This window comes from Streptomyces sp. NPDC034037 (assembly GCF_055575715.1).
The window spans coordinates 259,596-277,913 of the sequence record NZ_JBVISC010000006.1 but is presented as its reverse complement, the minus strand read 5'-3'; the positions used below and the strand labels follow the sequence as shown (position 1 = coordinate 277,913).

The 18,318-nt window shown below is 70.6% G+C and carries 14 protein-coding genes, 1 tRNA gene and 1 pseudogene; 15 read left to right on the top strand and 1 reads right to left on the bottom strand.

Annotation, left to right across the window (positions count from 1 at the left end; all coding sequences use genetic code 11):
* Window positions 1–76 precede the first annotated feature (76 nt).
* The 4 genes from ACZ516_RS22430 to ACZ516_RS22415 all read left to right on the top strand — a co-directional run bounded on the left by ACZ516_RS22430 (window position 77) and on the right by ACZ516_RS22415 (window position 4,368).
* Window positions 77–988, top strand: coding sequence for a bifunctional DNA primase/polymerase (locus ACZ516_RS22430; protein WP_469011466.1), 912 nt, complete (start codon window positions 77–79; stop codon window positions 986–988).
* Window positions 989–1,349: 361 nt separating this feature from the next.
* Complete coding sequence (locus tag ACZ516_RS22425) at window positions 1,350–2,495, top strand: DUF3631 domain-containing protein (RefSeq protein ID WP_469011465.1); 1,146 nt, start codon at window positions 1,350–1,352, stop codon at window positions 2,493–2,495.
* Between the two features lie 206 nt (window positions 2,496–2,701).
* Window positions 2,702–2,896, top strand: coding sequence for a helix-turn-helix transcriptional regulator (locus ACZ516_RS22420; protein WP_150186221.1), 195 nt, complete (start codon window positions 2,702–2,704; stop codon window positions 2,894–2,896).
* On the top strand, window positions 2,893–4,368 hold the full coding sequence (locus tag ACZ516_RS22415; protein WP_469011464.1) for a tyrosine-type recombinase/integrase: 1,476 nt from the start codon (window positions 2,893–2,895) through the stop codon (window positions 4,366–4,368). The genes ACZ516_RS22420 and ACZ516_RS22415 overlap by 4 nt, the downstream gene beginning before the upstream one ends.
* Window positions 4,369–4,501: 133 nt before the next feature.
* Here ACZ516_RS22415 and ACZ516_RS22410 read toward each other — a convergent pair.
* Window positions 4,502–4,573: transfer RNA gene (locus ACZ516_RS22410), tRNA-Arg, on the bottom strand.
* Window positions 4,574–4,800: 227 nt separating this feature from the next.
* Between ACZ516_RS22410 and ACZ516_RS22405 the strand changes: the two are divergent.
* The 11 genes and pseudogenes from ACZ516_RS22405 to prmC form a co-directional block, all read left to right on the top strand.
* Window positions 4,801–5,235, top strand: a pseudogene (locus ACZ516_RS22405) (response regulator); the annotation flags it as partial.
* Between the two features lie 272 nt (window positions 5,236–5,507).
* Entirely contained in the window at window positions 5,508–6,704 is a 1,197-nt protein-coding gene (gene nrtL / locus ACZ516_RS22400; protein WP_469011463.1) for an ArgS-related anticodon-binding protein NrtL, read from the top strand.
* 181 nt (window positions 6,705–6,885) lie between these two features.
* Window positions 6,886–8,277 carry a diaminopimelate decarboxylase gene (gene lysA / locus ACZ516_RS22395; protein WP_361079390.1) on the top strand — a complete coding sequence of 464 codons (1,392 nt, stop codon included), beginning with the start codon at window positions 6,886–6,888 and terminating at the stop codon, window positions 8,275–8,277.
* Window positions 8,278–8,383: 106 nt separating this feature from the next.
* Window positions 8,384–9,673 carry a homoserine dehydrogenase gene (locus ACZ516_RS22390; RefSeq protein ID WP_358586039.1) on the top strand — a complete coding sequence of 430 codons (1,290 nt, stop codon included), beginning with the start codon at window positions 8,384–8,386 and terminating at the stop codon, window positions 9,671–9,673.
* A 6-nt stretch (window positions 9,674–9,679) separates the two neighbouring features.
* Window positions 9,680–10,738, top strand: a complete 1,059-nt coding sequence (gene thrC, locus ACZ516_RS22385) for a threonine synthase (protein WP_358586015.1) — start codon at window positions 9,680–9,682, stop codon at window positions 10,736–10,738.
* Between the two features lie 230 nt (window positions 10,739–10,968).
* Window positions 10,969–11,886 carry a homoserine kinase gene (thrB, locus tag ACZ516_RS22380; RefSeq protein WP_361079388.1) on the top strand — a complete coding sequence of 306 codons (918 nt, stop codon included), beginning with the start codon at window positions 10,969–10,971 and terminating at the stop codon, window positions 11,884–11,886.
* 423 nt (window positions 11,887–12,309) lie between these two features.
* Window positions 12,310–14,367 (top strand): transcription termination factor Rho, encoded by a 2,058-nt coding sequence (gene rho, locus ACZ516_RS22375; protein WP_469011462.1) that lies wholly within the window; start codon window positions 12,310–12,312, stop codon window positions 14,365–14,367.
* 308 nt (window positions 14,368–14,675) lie between these two features.
* Window positions 14,676–15,788 (top strand): LCP family protein, encoded by a 1,113-nt coding sequence (locus ACZ516_RS22370; protein ID WP_469011461.1) that lies wholly within the window; start codon window positions 14,676–14,678, stop codon window positions 15,786–15,788.
* A 160-nt stretch (window positions 15,789–15,948) separates the two neighbouring features.
* On the top strand, window positions 15,949–16,170 hold the full coding sequence (gene rpmE / locus ACZ516_RS22365; RefSeq protein WP_030792109.1) for a 50S ribosomal protein L31: 222 nt from the start codon (window positions 15,949–15,951) through the stop codon (window positions 16,168–16,170).
* 144 nt (window positions 16,171–16,314) lie between these two features.
* On the top strand, window positions 16,315–17,391 hold the full coding sequence (prfA, locus tag ACZ516_RS22360; protein ID WP_358585101.1) for a peptide chain release factor 1: 1,077 nt from the start codon (window positions 16,315–16,317) through the stop codon (window positions 17,389–17,391).
* Between the two features lie 38 nt (window positions 17,392–17,429).
* On the top strand, window positions 17,430–18,275 hold the full coding sequence (gene prmC, locus ACZ516_RS22355) for a peptide chain release factor N(5)-glutamine methyltransferase (protein WP_358585103.1): 846 nt from the start codon (window positions 17,430–17,432) through the stop codon (window positions 18,273–18,275).
* Window positions 18,276–18,318 lie beyond the last annotated feature (43 nt).

Here is an 18,318-nt window from a genome sequence, read left to right as displayed (position 1 = left end):
GCCCCCGCATCTCGCCAAAGAACTGGGGCCGCCCTTGTCTACCCATCTGTCATCAGACCTGATGGAGGTCTCCAGCATGACTCAACCGACCGGCAATCCGCGAGAGTGCCTGTTGGCCGCTGCCCTGGATGCGGCAGACCGTGGCTGGCACGTCTTTCCGCTCCGCCCCGGCACGAAGCGGCCCGCCCTGCACGGCGAAGCCGCCTGTCCCCGTACCGGCCCGTGCGCCGGCGGGCACCGCAAGTGGGAGCAGCGGGCCACCACCAACGCGGACCGCATCCGCGCCACTTGGTCGCACGCCCCGTACAACGTCGCCGTTGCCACCGGCCCGTCTGGGCTGCTGGTCATCGACCTGGACATGCCCAAGCCTGAAGACCTGAAAGGAGCGCCTGACGGCGCCACTTCCTTTCAAGCGCTCTGCGAGCGCGCCGGGCACGCCGTCCCTGACACCTACCGGGTCCGGACTGCGAGCGGCGGAACGCACCTGTACTTCACCGCCCCGCACGGCACGCGGTACGCCAACACCGCGGGAACCATTGAGGGGTTGGTGGACACGCGGGCATGGGGCGGGTACGTCGTCGCTGCGGGCAGCGCCACCCCCGCCGGAACCTACGAAGCTTTGAGTGGCTCTCTGGCGGCCCCTGTGCCCGAATGGCTGCAAACCATCCTGAAACCGGTCCCCGTGCGCTCTACGGGCCCTCTGAGGCTCCCCGCGGTCGACGGGAGTCGTGCGGCGCTCGCCGCGCTCGAAGCTGAGTGCGCCGTCGTCGCCGCGGCACCGGAGAAACAGCGCAACACGACGCTGAACCGGTGCGCCTTCAAGGTGGGGCGGTTCGTTGCGTGGGGCGAGATCCCCCGGCACGTGGTGGAAGAGGCCTTCCAAGGGGCGGGGGAGGCGAGCGGACTCACCGCGGCCGAGTGCCGCGCGACCGTCCGCAGCGCCCTGGACGGCTCTGCCCGCACGGTGCGAGCGCGGGAGGCAGCATGACCGCCCCGCCCCGCCCCGCCTTGGAAGGCATCCCGTCGGCCCCGACCGGCCCGCGCCCCGCCGAACAGGGGGGACCGCGTCCGGCCGTGGGCGCTCCGAAGGGCGTCGCCGAAGGCGTCCCCATTGCTGTTCGCCCTGACCTGCGCACGACCACGCTGCCTCGCCCGGACGGGCGTTTCCCTATCGCGTGGCTGCACATCTGCGCCCCGCGCGGTGCAGTGCCCATCGCCACCTCGACGTGTGAGTGCGGCCGAAACCGCAGCGCGGTCGGGCGCGGCAAGGTGCTCGCCCTGATTGCCGACCACGGCGCCCACCGCGCCGTGTGCCCCCTGCGTGCTCCACAGGAAGGAAGGGCCGCCGCATGACCGACCACACCGCTGGCGCCGCGCTGCTGGACGAGGTGGAGGCCTTCCACCGCCGCTTCAACGTCTTCCCCACCGAAGCCGCCTACGTCGCGGTCGCCCTGTGGGACGCGCACGCCCACCTGCTCGACTGCTTCGACTCCACCCCCCGCCTGGCCTTCCTCTCCCCGGAACCCGGTTCCGGGAAGTCGCGGGCGCTGGAGGTGGTGGAAACCCTCGTGCCCCAGCCCATGACGGCGGTCAACGCCTCCGCGGCCGCCCTGTTCCGGTCCGTGTCCAACCCCAACGGACGGCCGACGATCCTCTTCGATGAGATCGACACCGTCTTCGGGCCCAAGGCGGGGGACAACGAGGAACTGCGCGGTTTCCTCAACGCCGGCCACCGCCGCACCGGCGTCACCTACCGGTGCATCGGTGACGGCGGCAACCAGACCGTGCAGGCCTTCCCCTCCTACTGCGCGGTCGCGGTCGCCGGACTCGGCGCACTCCCGGACACGATCATGACCCGCTCCGTCATCATCCGGATGCGCCGCAGGGCCCGCAACGAACGCGTGGAGGCCTTCCGCGCCCGCCTCCACGAAGCCGAAGGACACGCGCTCCGCGACCGCCTCGCGCAGTGGACGGAGCAGGCCCGCGACAAAGTCATGGGCGCGTGGCCCGAGATGCCCGACGGTGTCACCGACCGGCCCGCCGACGTGTGGGAACCCCTGCTCGCCATCGCGGACGCGGCCGGTGGCCACTGGCCCGAGCGGGCCCGCGCCGCATGCGTCACGCTCGTGACCGCCTCCCGCGCCAACGACAAAGGCAGCATGGGCGTGCGGCTGCTCACGGACCTGCGCGACCACGTCATGGTCGGGATCGACCGTCTGCCCACCATCGCCATCCTCGACCGGCTCACCGCCCTGGACGACGCCCCCTGGGCCGACCTCCACGGCAAGCCGCTCGACAACCGGCGCCTGTCCAAGATGCTCGCGGAGTACATGACGGCGGACAACGAGCCCATCACCTCCCGCAACATCAAGGCCGCCGGCAGCGTCCTGAAGGGCTACTACGCCGCCGATCTGTGGGACGCGTGGGCCCGCTACTGCCCCCCTCCCCCCGAAAGTCCGCTACCTCCGCTACCCGGCACCGAAAACACGGCCTGACCAGCAGTGATGCGGTAGCGGCAACCGCCCCCGGTTGCCGCTACCCCGCCGCTACCTTCCCGCTACCGCCACCCCATCCGCTACCTCCAACAGGCCCCTGACCTGCGAGGTAGCGGCGGTAGCGGAAGTAGCGGACCTGAGAGACCGGGGCCAGGCATCCGGACCCCCGACGCACCCTCGACCACAACAGAAGAGAGGACCGCGGCATGAGCGTCCGCGCGAGGGACGAGAAGTTGACCATCAAGGAAGTGCTGGCCGACCTCAAGGTTGCCCCGGCGACCTTCTACCGGTGGCGCCAACTCGGAAAGGCCCCCCGCTCCATCAAGCTTCCGAACGGTGATATCCGAATCCGGAAATCCGAGTACGAGCGCTGGCTCTCGGAGCGGGAGGACGCTGCGTGAGCACCGCGAACAACAGCACGGCCGGGCGCCCTCGTGGGTCAGCCCGGCCGGGCTACACATTCGACGTCAAGCTGTGGGAGATTTCGAAAACCGGGCGTAAATCCCGCCCCTGGCGCGTTCGTTGGGTGGTGGAGGGACGAGTATGGGGCGGGACTTTCGCCACGTACCCACTCGCCGAAAGTCGCCGGAACGAGTTGTGGAACGCCATGAACAGGCGCGGCGAAGCTTTCGAGATCGAATCGGGTCTGCCCGAGTCCGAAGTCCGGAACGCAGTAGCTGCCGAAGCGGAAAAGGCCAAGACGAAGAACGATCCCAACTGGTGGTTTTTCGCTCGGGAGTTCATGAAGCGTCGGTGGCGTACGGCGGCGGCCAAGACGCGCGAAGGGTTCGCGGACAGCCTGGCGTCTGCGGCTCTGGGGATGATGGGGGAGGGGGCCGACGTTCCGGACGCTCTGACCGTGCGGCGTGCTGTGCGGTGGTCTGTTGTCCCGTCCCATGCAGACGAGGAGCCGCCCCCCGGCCTGGAGAAGGCATGTGCCTGGCTCGCTGAAAACGCCCTGCCGCTCTCGGCGCTCACAACCTCCGACACGGCTGAGGATGTTCACTACAGGCTCGCCTACAAGCTCGACGGAAAGCTGGCAGCGAAGGACACGTACAAGCGTCGCCGCCGAGGATTCAACGCGGCAATGAACTATGCGGTCCAGCGTGGATACCTCGAATCGAACCCTATTGCGGAGTTGGAGCGGTACGCCACAGCGGGGCGCGGAGCGATTGACCCGCGTGTCCTCATGAATGCTCGGCAGGGGCGCGATTTCCTCACTGCCGTTTCCTATGTCGGGTCGGTGCACCGAAACCGGGGGAGGAGATTGGTCGCATTCTTCGGGTGCATTCTGTACGCGGCCATGCGCCCGGCGGAGGTCGTTGCGCTGAGGCTTGATGACTGCCACCTACCCGAAACCGGATGGGGCGTGCTCACTCTTCGGGAGACTCGCCCCGTATCTGGTAAGAAGTGGACCGACTCAGGCGAGCGCCATGACAAGCGCGGGCTGAAGATGCGGGACCCTGAGACCGACCGACCCGTTCCCATCCCGCCCGTACTCGTGGCGATGCTCCGGGCCCACGTGAAGGAGTTCGGTACGGCGGCGGATGGTCGGCTGTTCCAGAACGAGCGGGGCGGCCTGGTGGGCACGTCCAGCTACTGGCGTGTCTGGCAGGAGGCTCGCCCGCTCGCCTTTCCGCCGCACAAGGTGGCATCGCCGCTCGCGCGGAGGCCGTACGACGGCCGTGCCACCTGCATCACGGACTGGCTGCGCTCCGGGCTCCCCGTGGCGGAGGTGGCTCGCCGTGCGGGCACGTCCCCTGAGGTCATCGACCGGCACTACGCGGGCTGCATCGACAACAGCGAGGCGGAGGACAACAAGAAGATCGAGAGGACCATGGGGTGGTCGGAGGGCGACGCCAGCGCGGCCTAGAAACTGTGTCGGAGGTGTGTCGCGAACACTGAGAGGCAACGAGAAAGAGCGGGAGTCAGTGAGACTGACTCCCGCTCTCTCAAGTCGGCATCCGCCCTGGTCACATACGGATTTTCGTAGGTGATCCGGCGAGTGCCCCCGGCAGGATTCGAACCTGCGCACACGGCTCCGGAGGCCGTTGCTCTATCCCCTGAGCTACGGGGGCGCATCGTCGCGTTGCGCGGCGACGGGTAGAACCCTACCAGCTCTCCGGGGCTCTCCATGAACAGGTATTTCTTCGCTTCGACGGGCGTCGGGGGAGCGCGGCGGTCACGGGGCCGGGGGCGGGTGGGAGGCGGCTCCCGGGAGGTGGAAGTGGGGAAAACCGGGACGCGGTCGGGGCCGCGGACCTACTCTCGAGTTGTGCCAGGCGTGCCCGGCCGCGTGCTTGTTGTGGACGACAACAAGGTCATTCGGCAACTGATCAGGGTCAATCTCGAGCTGGAGGGCTTCGAGGTCGTGACCGCGGCCGATGGTGCCGAGTGCCTGGACGTCGTCCATCAGGTTCAGCCCGACGTCATCACCCTCGACGTCGTGATGCCCCGGCTCGACGGTCTGCGGACCGCCGCCCTGCTGCGGGCCGACGCGCGGACCCGGAAGCTGCCCATCGTCGTCGTCAGCGCCTGTACGCAGTACGAGGTCGAGGGCGGGCTGGAGGTCGGCGTCGACGCCTTTCTCGCCAAGCCCTTCGAGCCGAGTGAACTCGTCACCGTCGTACGGCAATTGGTGGGGCGCGAGTTGTCGGGGGAGTCGGAGGGGAGCGGAGGGGCCGAGGGGTCCGAGGAGGTCGACCGGCGTCACGTCGCGCATGCCGATGCGGGCGGTGGTGACGCCCAGCCCCGGGGGTGTGGGCTTGAGTTCGGGCCCAGCTCGATGGGTGACTGTTCCGCCCACGGCGGCGCAGGCGCAGGCGCCGGTGATGGCGATGGCGATGGCGGTGGCGATGACACCGGCGTCCCCGGTGACGCCGAGCCCGCCGCCCGGCCCGGCGGCTGACCGAGCCGCAGAGCCGGGACAGGACCGGACAGGCCGTCCACATCCCAAGACCACCCGGAAACCGAGTCGCCGACCCACCCCCCTCCTCCCATACGCTTGTCCCCGTGACCCCCGTCGAGCTCTCCCGCACCGTGCTGCGTGCCCTGCGTCATGCCGTTGACGTGGGGGAACTCAGCGTGGTCGTGCCGGAGAGGGTGCTGGTGGAGCCGCCCCGGCCAGGGGGGCACGGGGACTACGCCACCAACGTCGCCCTCCAGGTCGCCCGCGCCGCAGGCCGGCCCCCCCGGCAAGTGGCCGAGCTGCTGTCACCGCGGATCGCCGCCGAGCCCGGCATCGCCGGCGTCGACGTCACCGGGCCCGGGTTCCTCAACATCACCCTCGCCGACGCGCCCGCCGAGACCCTCGTACGCGAGATCCTCCGGCGCGGCACCTGCTACGGGCACGTCCATCCCGACACCGGGGAGACCGCCCAGCTCCACACCCCCCACGAACTGCGCGCCGTCGTCCTCGCCGACAGTGTCCGCCGCATCCTGCGCTCCCAGGGCGTCCTCGTCCGCGTCACCTGCGACGCGGCTCCCGACCCGCGCTGGGTCGACCTCCTCGGTGTACGCGTCGACGCCCACGGCCGTCCCCCACGGCCGCTCCCCACCCTGCGTCCTGTCCCCGCCCCGGCCGGGTCGGACCCCCTGCGCCTCGGCCGTGACGCCGCCCGCTGGGCGCTGCTCCACCCGGCCGCCCACGACCGGCCCCGCCTCGCCCCCGAGCAGGGCGGCGACGACCAGCTCGCGCAGCGCGAGGCCAACCCCCTCTTCCGCGTCCGGTACGCCCACTCCCGCGCCCGCGCGCTCACCCGCAACGCCGCCCAACTGGGCTTCACCTCCGCCCCTGGCGACACCGCCCCCCGAGCCACCGCCCCGGGCAGCGAACCCACTCCCCACGCCACCGCCCCCGGCGCCCAAGCCGCCCCGGACGAGCAAACCGCCCCCGGCGCCGAAACCGCCCCCGGCGCCGAAACCGCCCCCGGCGCCGAAACCGCCCCCGGCGAGCAACTGCTCCGCCACCTCGCCGCCCACCCCCGAACCCTCGCCGCCGCCGCCCGGCACCACGCCCCGGACCGCCTCGCCCGGCATCTGATCGGCACCGCCGACGCCCTGCTCGCCTACCAGCACCTCGTGCTGCCGCTCGGCGACGAGAAACCCTCGGCCGCCCACCGCGCCCGGCTCGCGCTCGCCGAAGCCGCCGGGACGGTGCTCGTCGGCGGCCTGTCCCTGCTCGGCATCAGCGCACCCGAACACCTGTGACGCCCGTGACATCCGTGACCCCCGTGAGCCACGAGCGCGCCCGAACATCTGTGACGCCCGTGACATCCGTGACCCCCGTGAGCCACGAGCGCGCCCGAACACCTGTGACGCCCGTGACACCCGCGACGCCCGAGAGCCACGAGTCCCGCGTGCCACCCGTGAGAGACGAGACAAGCGAGCCATGAGCCGTTCCGCACACCCCGCAGGCCCCCGCCACGGCGACGTCCTGCCCGAGGGCCACTACACCGCGCCGCCGACCGACCTGAACGCCCTGGACGCCAAGGTCTGGTCCCGCACCGTCACCCGGACCGCCGAGGGCGTCGTCAGCGTGGGCGGCATCGCCGTGACCCGGCTCGCCGAGGAGTTCGGCACCCCGGCGTACTTCCTCGACGAGGCCGACTTCCGCGCCCGCTGCCGGGCCTGGCGCGACGCCTTCGGCACCGACGCCGACGTCTTCTACGCCGGCAAGGCCTTCCTCTCCCGGGCCGTCGTGCGGTGGCTGCACGAGGAGGGGCTCAACCTCGACGTGTGCAGCGGCGGCGAACTGGCCACCGCCCTCGCCGCCGGCATGCCCGCCGAGCGCATCGCCTTCCACGGCAACAACAAGAGCGAGGAAGAGATCCACCGCGCGGTCGAGGCCGGCGTCGGGCGCATCGTGCTCGACTCCTTCCAGGAGATCGTGCGCGTCTCGCACATCGCCGAGCGGCTCGGCCGCCGCCAGCGCGTGCAGATCCGCGTGACCGTGGGCGTCGAGGCGCACACCCACGAGTTCATCGCCACCGCGCACGAGGACCAGAAGTTCGGCATCGCCCTGGCCGGCGGGCAGGCCGCGGAGGCCGTGCGGCGCGCCCTCAGGCTCGACGGCATCGAACTGATCGGGATCCACTCGCACATCGGGTCGCAGATCTTCGACATGGCCGGCTTCGAGGTCTCCGCCCGGCGCGTGGTGCAGCTGCTCGCCGAGGTCCGCGACGAGCATGGCGTGGAGCTCCCGGAGATCGACCTCGGCGGCGGCCTCGGCATCGCGTACACCTCCGAGGACGACCCCCGCGAGCCGCACGAGATCGCCAAGGCACTGGGCGAGATCGTCACGCGCGAGTGCGCGGCCGCCGGGCTGCGCACCCCCCGCATCTCCGTCGAGCCCGGGCGCGCCATCGTCGGTCCGACCGCCTTCACCCTCTACGAGGTCGGCACCGTCAAGCCCCTCGAAGGGCTGCGCACCTACGTCTCCGTGGACGGCGGCATGTCGGACAACATCCGTACCGCGCTCTACGACGCCGAGTACACCGTCGCCCTCGTCTCCCGCTCCTCCGACGCCCAGCCCATGCTGGTGCGCGTCGTCGGCAAGCACTGCGAGAGCGGTGACATCGTCGTGCGCGACGCCTTCCTGCCCGCCGACCTCGCGCCCGGCGATCTGATCGCCGTGCCCGCGACCGGCGCGTACTGCCGCTCGATGGCGAGCAACTACAACCACGCCCTGCGCCCGCCCGTCGTCGCCGTCGACAGCGGTGCGGCGCGGGTGATCGTGCGGCGCGAGACGGAGGAAGATCTCCTGCGGCTGGACGTCGGATGACGAAAAAGATGAAATAGATGTCTCAGGATCCGGACATTGGACAGAAAGTCCGTTCCGGTGGGTGAGACTGGTCCCACTGTAGTTGTATGAGAAGTGAGGTCGGATGATGCGTACGCGTCCGCTGAAGGTGGCGCTGCTGGGCTGTGGTGTTGTCGGCTCAGAGGTGGCGCGCATCATGACGACGCACGCCGACGACCTCACGGCCAGGATCGGCGCCCCCCTGGAGCTCGCGGGGGTCGCCGTCCGCCGCCCGTCGAAGGTGCGCGAGGGAATCGATCCCGCACTCATCACCACCGACGCGACCGCCCTCGTCAAGCGTGGCGACATCGACGTGATCGTGGAGGTCATCGGCGGCATCGAGCCCGCGAGGACCCTCATCACCACGGCGTTCGAGCACGGCGCCTCCGTCGTCTCCGCGAACAAGGCGCTCATCGCGCAGGACGGCGCCGCGCTGCACGCCGCCGCCGTCGACCACGGGCGGGACCTCTACTACGAGGCCGCCGTCGCCGGCGCCATCCCGCTGATCCGGCCGCTGCGCGAGTCCCTCGCCGGCGACAAGGTCAACCGCGTCCTCGGCATCGTGAACGGCACCACCAACTTCATCCTCGACGCCATGGACACCACCGGCGCCGGATACCAGGAGGCCCTGGACGAGGCCACCGCGCTCGGGTACGCGGAGGCCGACCCCACCGCCGACGTCGAGGGCTTCGACGCCGCCGCCAAGGCGGCGATCCTCGCCGGCATCGCCTTCCACACGCGCGTACGCCTCGACGACGTGTACCGCGAGGGAATGACCGAGGTCACCGCCGCCGACTTCGCGTCCGCGAAACGCATGGGCTGCACCATCAAACTGCTCGCCATCTGCGAGCGGGCCGCCGACGGCGGGTCCGTCACCGCGCGCGTGCACCCCGCGATGATCCCGCTCAGCCACCCGCTGGCGTCGGTCCGCGAGGCGTACAACGCCGTCTTCGTCGAGGCGGAGGCCGCGGGGCAGCTGATGTTCTACGGGCCCGGCGCGGGTGGCTCGCCCACCGCGTCCGCCGTCCTCGGCGACCTGGTGGCCGTCTGCCGCAACAAGCTCGCCGAGTCCACCGGGCCCGGCGACTCCGCGTACACCCAGCTGCCCGTGGGCTCCATGGGCGAGGTCGTCACGCGCTACCACATCAGCCTCGACGTGGCCGACAAGCCGGGCGTCCTCGCCCAGGTCGCGACGGTCTTCGCCGAGCACGGCGTATCGATCGATACGGTCCGTCAGACGGGCAAGGACGGCGAGGCCTCCCTCGTCGTCGTCACCCACCGCGCGCCCGACGCCGCCCTCACCGGCACCGTCGAGGCGCTGCGCAATCTCGACACCGTGCGTGGTGTCGCCAGCATCATGCGGGTTGAAGGGGAGTAAGCAGCAATGACCCACCAGTGGCGCGGAATCATCGAGGAGTACCGGGACCGGCTTCCGGTCTCCGACACCACGCCGGTCGTGACGCTCCGCGAGGGCGGTACGCCGCTCGTGCCCGCGCAGGTGCTCTCCGAGCGCACCGGCTGCGAGGTCCACCTCAAGGTCGAGGGCGCCAACCCCACCGGGTCCTTCAAGGACCGCGGCATGACCATGGCGATCACCAAGGCCAAGGAGGAGGGCGCGAAGGCCGTCATCTGCGCCTCCACCGGCAACACGTCGGCGTCCGCCGCGGCCTACGCCGTACGCGCCGGCATGGTCTGCGCGGTCCTCGTGCCGCAGGGCAAGATCGCGCTCGGCAAGATGGGCCAGGCGCTCGTCTACGGCTCGAAGATCCTCCAGGTCGACGGCAACTTCGACGACTGCCTGAACCTCGCGCGGTCCCTGTCCGAGAACTACCCGGTGGCGCTGGTCAATTCCGTCAACCCGTTCCGCATCGAGGGCCAGAAGACCGCCTCGTTCGAGATCGTGGACGCCCTCGGCGACGCCCCCGACATCCATGTCCTTCCCGTCGGCAACGCCGGAAACATCACGGCCTACTGGAAGGGCTACAAGGAGTACGCCGCCGACTCGGTGTCGACCCGTACCCCCCGTATGTGGGGCTTCCAAGCCTCCGGATCGGCGCCCATCGTGCGCGGCGAGATCGTCAAGGACCCCTCGACGATCGCCACCGCGATTCGCATCGGCAACCCCGCGTCGTGGCAGTACGCGCTCGACGCGCGCGAGGAGTCGGGCGGCTTCATCGACGAGGTGACGGACCGTGAGATCCTGCGCGCCTACAAACTGTTGGCCTCCCAGGAGGGCGTCTTCGTGGAGCCCGCGTCGGCCGCCTCGGTCGCCGGTCTGCTGAAGGCCGCCGAGCAGGGCAAGGTCGACCCGGGCCAGAAGATCGTCTGCACGGTCACGGGCAACGGCCTCAAGGACCCCGACTGGGCCGTCGCGGGCGCCCCGCAGCCGGTCACGGTCCCGGTCGACGCGGCCACCGCCGCCGAGCGCCTCGGTCTGGCGTAACCCCGCGGGCGCATACGAGAGGTGGCACAGGGGGCTTACGACACGCATCGTGCGCCTCCTGTGCGCCCTATGTCGCCACAGAACCTTCCTTCGATAGGCTGTACCGAACCCGCCCCGCCGCATATGCCGCGGTGCCGCCGTAGTGCGCGGCCTTCGGGTCTTTTGTACATGTGGCACGTACGAAACTACGCAGCCTCAAAAACACGCAGCTCAAGGAGAGTCATCGAGCGATGGCCGGTCCAGCGTTCCGCGCCGCCGCCGTCCGGGTGCGCGTCCCCGCCACCAGCGCCAACCTCGGTCCGGGCTTCGACGCCCTGGGCCTGGCGCTGGGTCTGTACGACGACGTGGTCGTCCGGGTGGCCGACTCCGGCCTGAACATCGACATCGCCGGGGAGGGCGGCGACACCCTCCCGCGCGACGAGTCGCATCTGCTCGTACGCTCCCTGCGCACCGCCTTCGACCTGCTCGGCGGACAGCCGCGCGGCCTGGAGATCGTGTGCGCCAACCGCATCCCGCACGGCCGCGGCCTCGGCTCCTCGTCCGCCGCCATCTGCGCGGGCATCGTCGCCGCCCGCGCCGTGACGATAGGCGGCGAGGCCAGGCTCGACGACGCGGCGCTCCTGGAGCTCGCCACCGAGATCGAGGGCCACCCCGACAACGTCGCCGCCTGTCTGCTCGGCGGTTTCACCCTCTCCTGGATGGACGCGGGAGCCGCGCGGGCGATCAGGATGGAACCGGCCGGTTCCATCGTTCCGGTGGTTTTCGTCCCCGGCAAGCCCGTCCTCACCGAGACGGCGCGCGGCCTGCTCCCACGCACCGTCCCGCACGTCGACGCGGCCGCCAACGCGGGCCGGGCGGCCCTGCTCGTCGAGGCCCTGACCAGGCGCCCCGAGCTGCTGCTGCCCGCCACCGAGGACCGCCTGCACCAGGAGTACCGCGCGCCGGCCATGCCGGAGAGCGCCGCCCTGGTGGAGCGGCTGCGCGCAGACGGCGTACCCGCGGTGATCTCCGGCGCGGGCCCCACGGTCCTCGCGCTGGCCGAAGACAGTGCGGCCGACAAGGTCGCACGCCTGGCGGGAGAGGGCTGGGCGGCCAATCGCCTGGCGCTCGACGCCAAGGGAGCGAGCGTGCTGCCGCTCGCGTCCTGACGCGGTGCGCACCGTGACCGCGGTGACCGCGGCGAACGCAGGGAACGCAGGGAATTCGGGGCGACCCGATTTCGAGAGGGGGAATGTTTGTTGGATCCGGTAGTGTTAATCTCAAGTCTGCACCCGACCTCACCATGGCGAGGTGCTTTGTGTCCCCGTCCGGGACAACCATTCTTCCGGGAGCCCCCCAAACTGCTTCGTGCCCCGCACTGAGCGGTCCTGAGCACGCTCCGGAACCGGCGTGACCGAGCCGAGTGACACCGCACATCAGTGGCACGGCATCGCAATCGCCATCACCAATGAATTCTTCCGCCTCGTTGGCGGACCACCGCCCCGGCACGGTCCATACGCATAGGACCGCCGGACAGCACAACCGGTCGCCGAGCCAGACAGGCCGACGTCCGCTCCAGGGAAGGACCCTTCGTGAGCGACACCACCGATCTGATGGGCGTGACTGCCGACACGCCCGCCACGGACGCCTCCGCGGCGCCTGCCACCGGTGCTTCGGCCGGGTCCCGGCGGCGCCGTGGCACCGGCCTCGAGGGCATGGTGCTGGCGGAACTGCAGCAGGTCGCCTCGGGCCTTGGGATCAAGGGAACCGGGCGTATGCGCAAGAGCCAGCTGATCGAGGTCATCAAGGAGGCGCAGGCAGGGGGCGGAGCCCCGGCGAAGAGCGCCGCGCCCGCCGGCGACACCGCCGAGACCAAGCCCAAGCGCCGGGCCACCTCCAAGGCCCGTACGGGTGAGGACGCGGTGAGCACCGGCAAGGCGGCCGCCGCCGACAAGGCCGAGAGCCCCAAGGCCGAGAAGGCCCCCGCCCAGCAGCAGATCGAGATCCCCGGCCAGCCGGCCGAGCGCGGCGCGGACGACCAGCCGGCCGGCGAGCGCCGCCGGCGCCGGGCCACCGCCGACGCGGGCAGCCCGGAGACCGTCACCGCCGAGGCCAAGAGCGAGCCGAAGGCCGAGGCCAAGGGCGACGCGTCCGAGGCCAAGGGCGGCGAGGCCTCCGGTGACGCCGAGGGCCGCCGCGAGCGCCGGGACCGCCAGGGCCGCGGCCGCGACCGCGACCGCCGCGGCAACAAGGGCGACGACCAGCAGGGCGGCGGCCAGCAGAGCGGGGGCCGCCAGGACCGTCAGGACCGGCAGGACCGCCAGCAGCAGGGCGGCGGCCGTCCGGACCGCCAGGACCGCCAGCGGGACAACGGCCCGCGGGCCGACGAGGACGGGGACGACTTCGAGGGTGGCCGCCGCGGCCGCCGCGGTCGCTACCGGGACCGCCGTGGCCGCCGCGGGCGCGACGAGCAGGGCTTCGGCAACGAGCCGCAGGTCTCCGAGGACGACGTCCTGATCCCCGTCGCGGGCATCCTGGACATCCTCGACAACTACGCGTTCATCCGTACGTCGGGCTACCTCCCCGGCCCCAACGACGTGTACGTCTCGCTGGCCCAGGTCCGCAAGAACGGCCTGCGCAAGGGCGACCACGTCACCGGCGCCGTCCGCCAGCCCAAGGACGGCGAGCGCCGCGAGAAGTTCAACGCGCTCGTACGCCTCGACTCGGCGAACGGCATGGCGGCCGAATCCGGGCGCGGGCGACCGGAGTTCAGCAAGCTGACGCCCCTTTACCCGCAGGACCGGCTCCGCCTGGAGACCGACCCGGGCGTGCTCACCACCCGCATCATCGACCTCGTCGCGCCCATCGGCAAGGGACAGCGCGGCCTGATCGTGGCCCCGCCGAAGACCGGCAAGACCATGATCATGCAGGCGATCGCCAACGCGATCACGGTCAACAACCCCGAGTGCCACCTGATGGTCGTCCTGGTCGACGAGCGTCCGGAAGAGGTCACCGACATGCAGCGGTCGGTGAAGGGCGAGGTCATCTCCTCGACCTTCGACCGTCCCGCCGAGGACCACACCACGGTCGCCGAGCTGGCCATCGAGCGCGCCAAGCGCCTGGTGGAGCTGGGCCACGACGTCGTCGTGCTGCTCGACTCGATCACGCGTCTGGGACGTGCCTACAACCTGGCGGCGCCGGCCTCCGGCCGCATCCTGTCCGGTGGTGTCGACTCGACGGCCCTGTACCCGCCGAAGCGCTTCTTCGGTGCCGCGCGCAACATCGAGGACGGCGGCTCGCTGACCATCCTCGCCACCGCGCTCGTCGACACCGGGTCCCGCATGGACGAGGTCATCTTCGAGGAGTTCAAGGGCACCGGCAACGCCGAGCTCAAGCTCGACCGCAAGCTCGCCGACAAGCGCATCTTCCCGGCGGTGGACGTGGACGCGTCCGGCACCCGCAAGGAAGAGATCCTGCTCGGCAGCGACGAGCTCGCCGTCACCTGGAAGCTGCGCCGCGTGCTGCACGCGCTCGACCAGCAGCAGGCCATCGAGCTGCTGCTGGACAAGATGAAGCAGACGAAGTCGAACGGCGAGTTCCTGCTGCAGATCCAGAAGACGACCCCGACGCCGGGCAACGGCAACGACTAGTCGTCACCGGCACACGAAAGGGCCGTCCCGTCACACCTGTGACGGGGCGGCCCTTTTGTCGCACGCGAGACGTTGGCCACACGCATAAGAAATTCTCACGTCTTCGGGCGGCAGCGCCACAAGGCGTGAAAGCGCAGGTGAGAAGCGGAAAAGGGCTGGGCCGTCCACACGGTCCGTAGCGAATGCGACCCGGGGCGCACACAGGGCGCCGTGCAACCCTTCTTTCGGATTTCCCGTCTGACAAGTGACGGAAAACCACGCTTGACCCTGACATCAGGGGGTACCGGCCGACGAGGACTGAGGGGCGCATGACCGACGAGAGCAGGGCCGCCGCCGCGCGCAAGCGGGGCAAGCGCGGCCGTCGCCGCAAGCCGCGCGACAAGCGCAAGAAGGTGCTCGTCGGCACGGCGTGGGCCGCGGCCTCGGTGGTCGTCCTCGGCGGCGCGGGCGCCGGCTTCCTGTACTTCAAGCTCAACGGCAACATCAAGGGCGTCGACATCAACGCCGCCCTCGGCACCAACCGCCCCCCGGACATCGACAACGGCTCCCAGGACATCCTGGTCCTCGGCTCCGACTCCCGCTCCGGCAAGAACGCCAAGTACGGCAAGGACGAGGGCGCGGCCCGCTCCGACACCGCGATGATCGTCCACGTCTACAAGGGCCACCAGAAGGCCAGCGTGGTCTCCATACCCCGCGACACCCTCATATCCCGGCCCGAATGCGCGAGCGAGGACGGCCGCACGGACCCCGGCGGGCAGCGCCAGATGTTCAACACGGCGTACGAGGTCGGCGGCCCCGCCTGCGCCGTCAAGACCGTCGAGGAGATGTCCGGCATCAGGATGGACCACTACCTCGAAGTGGACTTCACGGGCTTCAAGAAGCTCATCGACACCCTCGGCGGCGTCGACATCACCACCAAGAAGGCGATCCACGACAAGGACAGCCACCTCGACCTGGACGCGGGCACACACACCCTGAACGGTGAGCAGGCGCTCGGCCTGGTCCGCACCCGCCACGGCGTCGGCGACGGCAGCGACCTCGGCCGCATCCAGCTCCAGCAGGCGTTCATCAAGGCCCTGCTGGACCAGGTCAAGGAGGTCGGGGTGTTCAGCAGCCCGAAGAAGCTCTTCGACCTCGCCGACGACGCGACCAGCGCCGTCACCACGGACTCCGACCTGAACGACGTCAAGAGCCTCGCGGGCTTCGCGAACGGCCTCAAGGGCATCGGCGCGGGCGACATGAAGATGGTCACGATGCCCATCCAGTACGACTCCGCCGACCCCAACCGCGTCCTGCCCCTCGAAGAGGCCGACCGGGAGGTCTGGGACGCCCTGCGGGCCGACAGGCCCATCCCGAAGTCCGCCACCGACAAGTCCGCGGGCGACAAGGGAGCCGTGGGCTCCGTGGTGAGCAGCGGATAGGACCGGCCCGCACGGCCCCGGAACCGGCCCCGGAATAGATCCCGGCCTCCCCTCGTTTTGGGAGATACGGCCGGTCCTGGCAGACTGGTACGTCGGCCCCGGTTCACGTACGAGCAATCCGCCCGTACGACCCGGCGCCCTCCCGAAACTAGGAGACACCTTGAAGCGCGACATCCACCCCGAGTACGTCGAGACCCAGGTCAGCTGCACCTGTGGCGCCGAGTTCACCACCCGCAGCACGATCTCCAGCGGCACCGTCCGCGCCGAGGTCTGCTCCGAGTGCCACCCGTTCTACACGGGCAAGCAGAAGATCCTCGACACCGGTGGCCGCGTGGCCCGCTTCGAGGCCCGCTTCGGCAAGGCCGCGGCTGCCAAGAAGTAGCGAGCCACTGCGCCGGTCATCGGCCGCCCTCGGGAGGGGGTGGCCGGGACCGGCGCTTTTGCCGTCCCGCAGCCAATTCGCGTAGAAACCCGCGCGAAGCACCCTCGCGCAGAAATCCCTCGCGCAGAAAACCAGGAGCCCCCGATGTTCGAGGCGGTCGAGGAACTGATCGGCGAACACGCCGATCTCGAGAAGAAGCTCGCCGACCCGTCGGTCCACGCCGACCAGGCCAACGCGCGCAAGCTCAACAAGCGCTACGCCGAGCTGACCCCGATCGTCACGACGTACCGCACCTGGAAGCAGACCGGGGACGACATCGAGACCGCCCGCGAGCTGGGCGCCGACGACCCCGAGTTCGCCGCCGAGGTCAAGGACCTGGAGCGCCGGCGCGACGAGATCACCGAGAAGCTGCGGCTGCTGCTCGTGCCCCGGGACCCGTCCGACGACAAGGACGTCATCCTGGAGATCAAGGCGGGCGCGGGCGGCGACGAGTCCGCCCTGTTCGCCGGCGACCTGCTGCGCATGTATCTGCGCTACGCCGAGCGCGTCGGCTGGAAGACCGAGATCATCGACTCCACCGAGTCCGAGCTGGGCGGCTACAAGGACGTCCAGGTCGCCGTGAAGACCAAGGGCGGCCAGGGCGCCACCGAGCCCGGCCAGGGCGTGTGGGCCCGGCTGAAGTACGAGGGCGGCGTGCACCGGGTGCAGCGCGTGCCCTCCACCGAGTCGCAGGGCCGCATCCACACCTCCGCCGCCGGCGTCCTGGTGACGCCCGAGGCCGAGGAGATCGACGTCGAGATCCACGCCAACGACCTGCGCATCGACGTCTACCGCTCCTCGGGCCCCGGCGGCCAGTCCGTGAACACCACCGACTCCGCGGTGCGCATCACCCACCTGCCGACCGGCGTCGTCGCCTCCTGCCAGAACGAGAAGAGCCAGCTCCAGAACAAGGAGCAGGCCATGCGCATCCTGCGCTCCAGGCTGCTCGCCGCCGCCCAGGAGGAGGCGGAGAGCAAGGCCGCCGACGCCCGCCGCAGCCAGGTCCGCACCGTCGACCGCTCCGAGAAGATCCGGACGTACAACTACCCGGAAAACCGGATCTCGGACCACCGCGTCGGCTTCAAGGCGTACAACTTGGACCAGGTGCTCGACGGCGAGCTGGACGCGGTCATCCAGGCCTGCGTCGACGCGGACTCCGCGGCCAAGCTCGCGGCGGCCTGACGCCCCCATCCCTCGTACGACGCCCCCGGAGGACATGCGTGAACCTGCTGCTCGCGGAAGTGGCCCAGGCCACCCAGCGGCTGGCCGTCGCCGGCGTGCCCTCGCCGCGCAACGACGCGGAGGAGCTCGCGGCCTTCGTGCACGGCGTGAAGCGGGGCGAGCTGCACTCCGTCAAGGACACCGACTTCGACGCCCGCTACTGGGAGACCATCGCGCGCCGTGAGGCCCGCGAGCCGCTCCAGCACATCACCGGCCGCGCCTACTTCCGCTACCTGGAGCTCCAGGTCGGCCCCGGCGTCTTCGTGCCCCGCCCCGAGACCGAGTCGGTCGTCGGCTGGGCCATAGACGCGGTGCGCGCGATGGACGTCGTCGAACCGCTCATCGTCGACCTGTGCACCGGCTCCGGCGCCATCGCGCTGGCCCTCGCCCAGGAGGTGCCGCGCTCGCGCGTGCACGCCGTGGAGCTGTCCGAGGACGCCCTGAAGTGGACCCGCAAGAACGTCGAGGGCTCCCGGGTCAAGCTCGTCCAGGGCGACGCCCGCGACGCGTTCCCCGAGCTGGACGGCCAGGTCGACCTGGTGGTCTCCAACCCGCCGTACATCCCCCTCACCGAATGGGAGTACGTCGCCCCGGAGGCCCGCGACTACGACCCCGACCTCGCCCTGTTCTCCGGCGAGGACGGCCTGGACCTGATCCGCGGCATCGAGCGCACCGCCCACCGGCTGCTGCGCCCGGGCGGGGTCGTCGTCGTCGAGCACGCCGACACCCAGGGCGGCCAGGTCCCCTGGATCTTCACCGAGGAGCGGGGCTGGGCCGACGCGGCCGACCACCCCGACCTCAACAACCGGCCGCGCTTCGCGACAGCCCGCAAGGCGACGCCGTGATGACCGATACCCCAAGGCAGCAGTACGTGTACGAGGAGGCCCG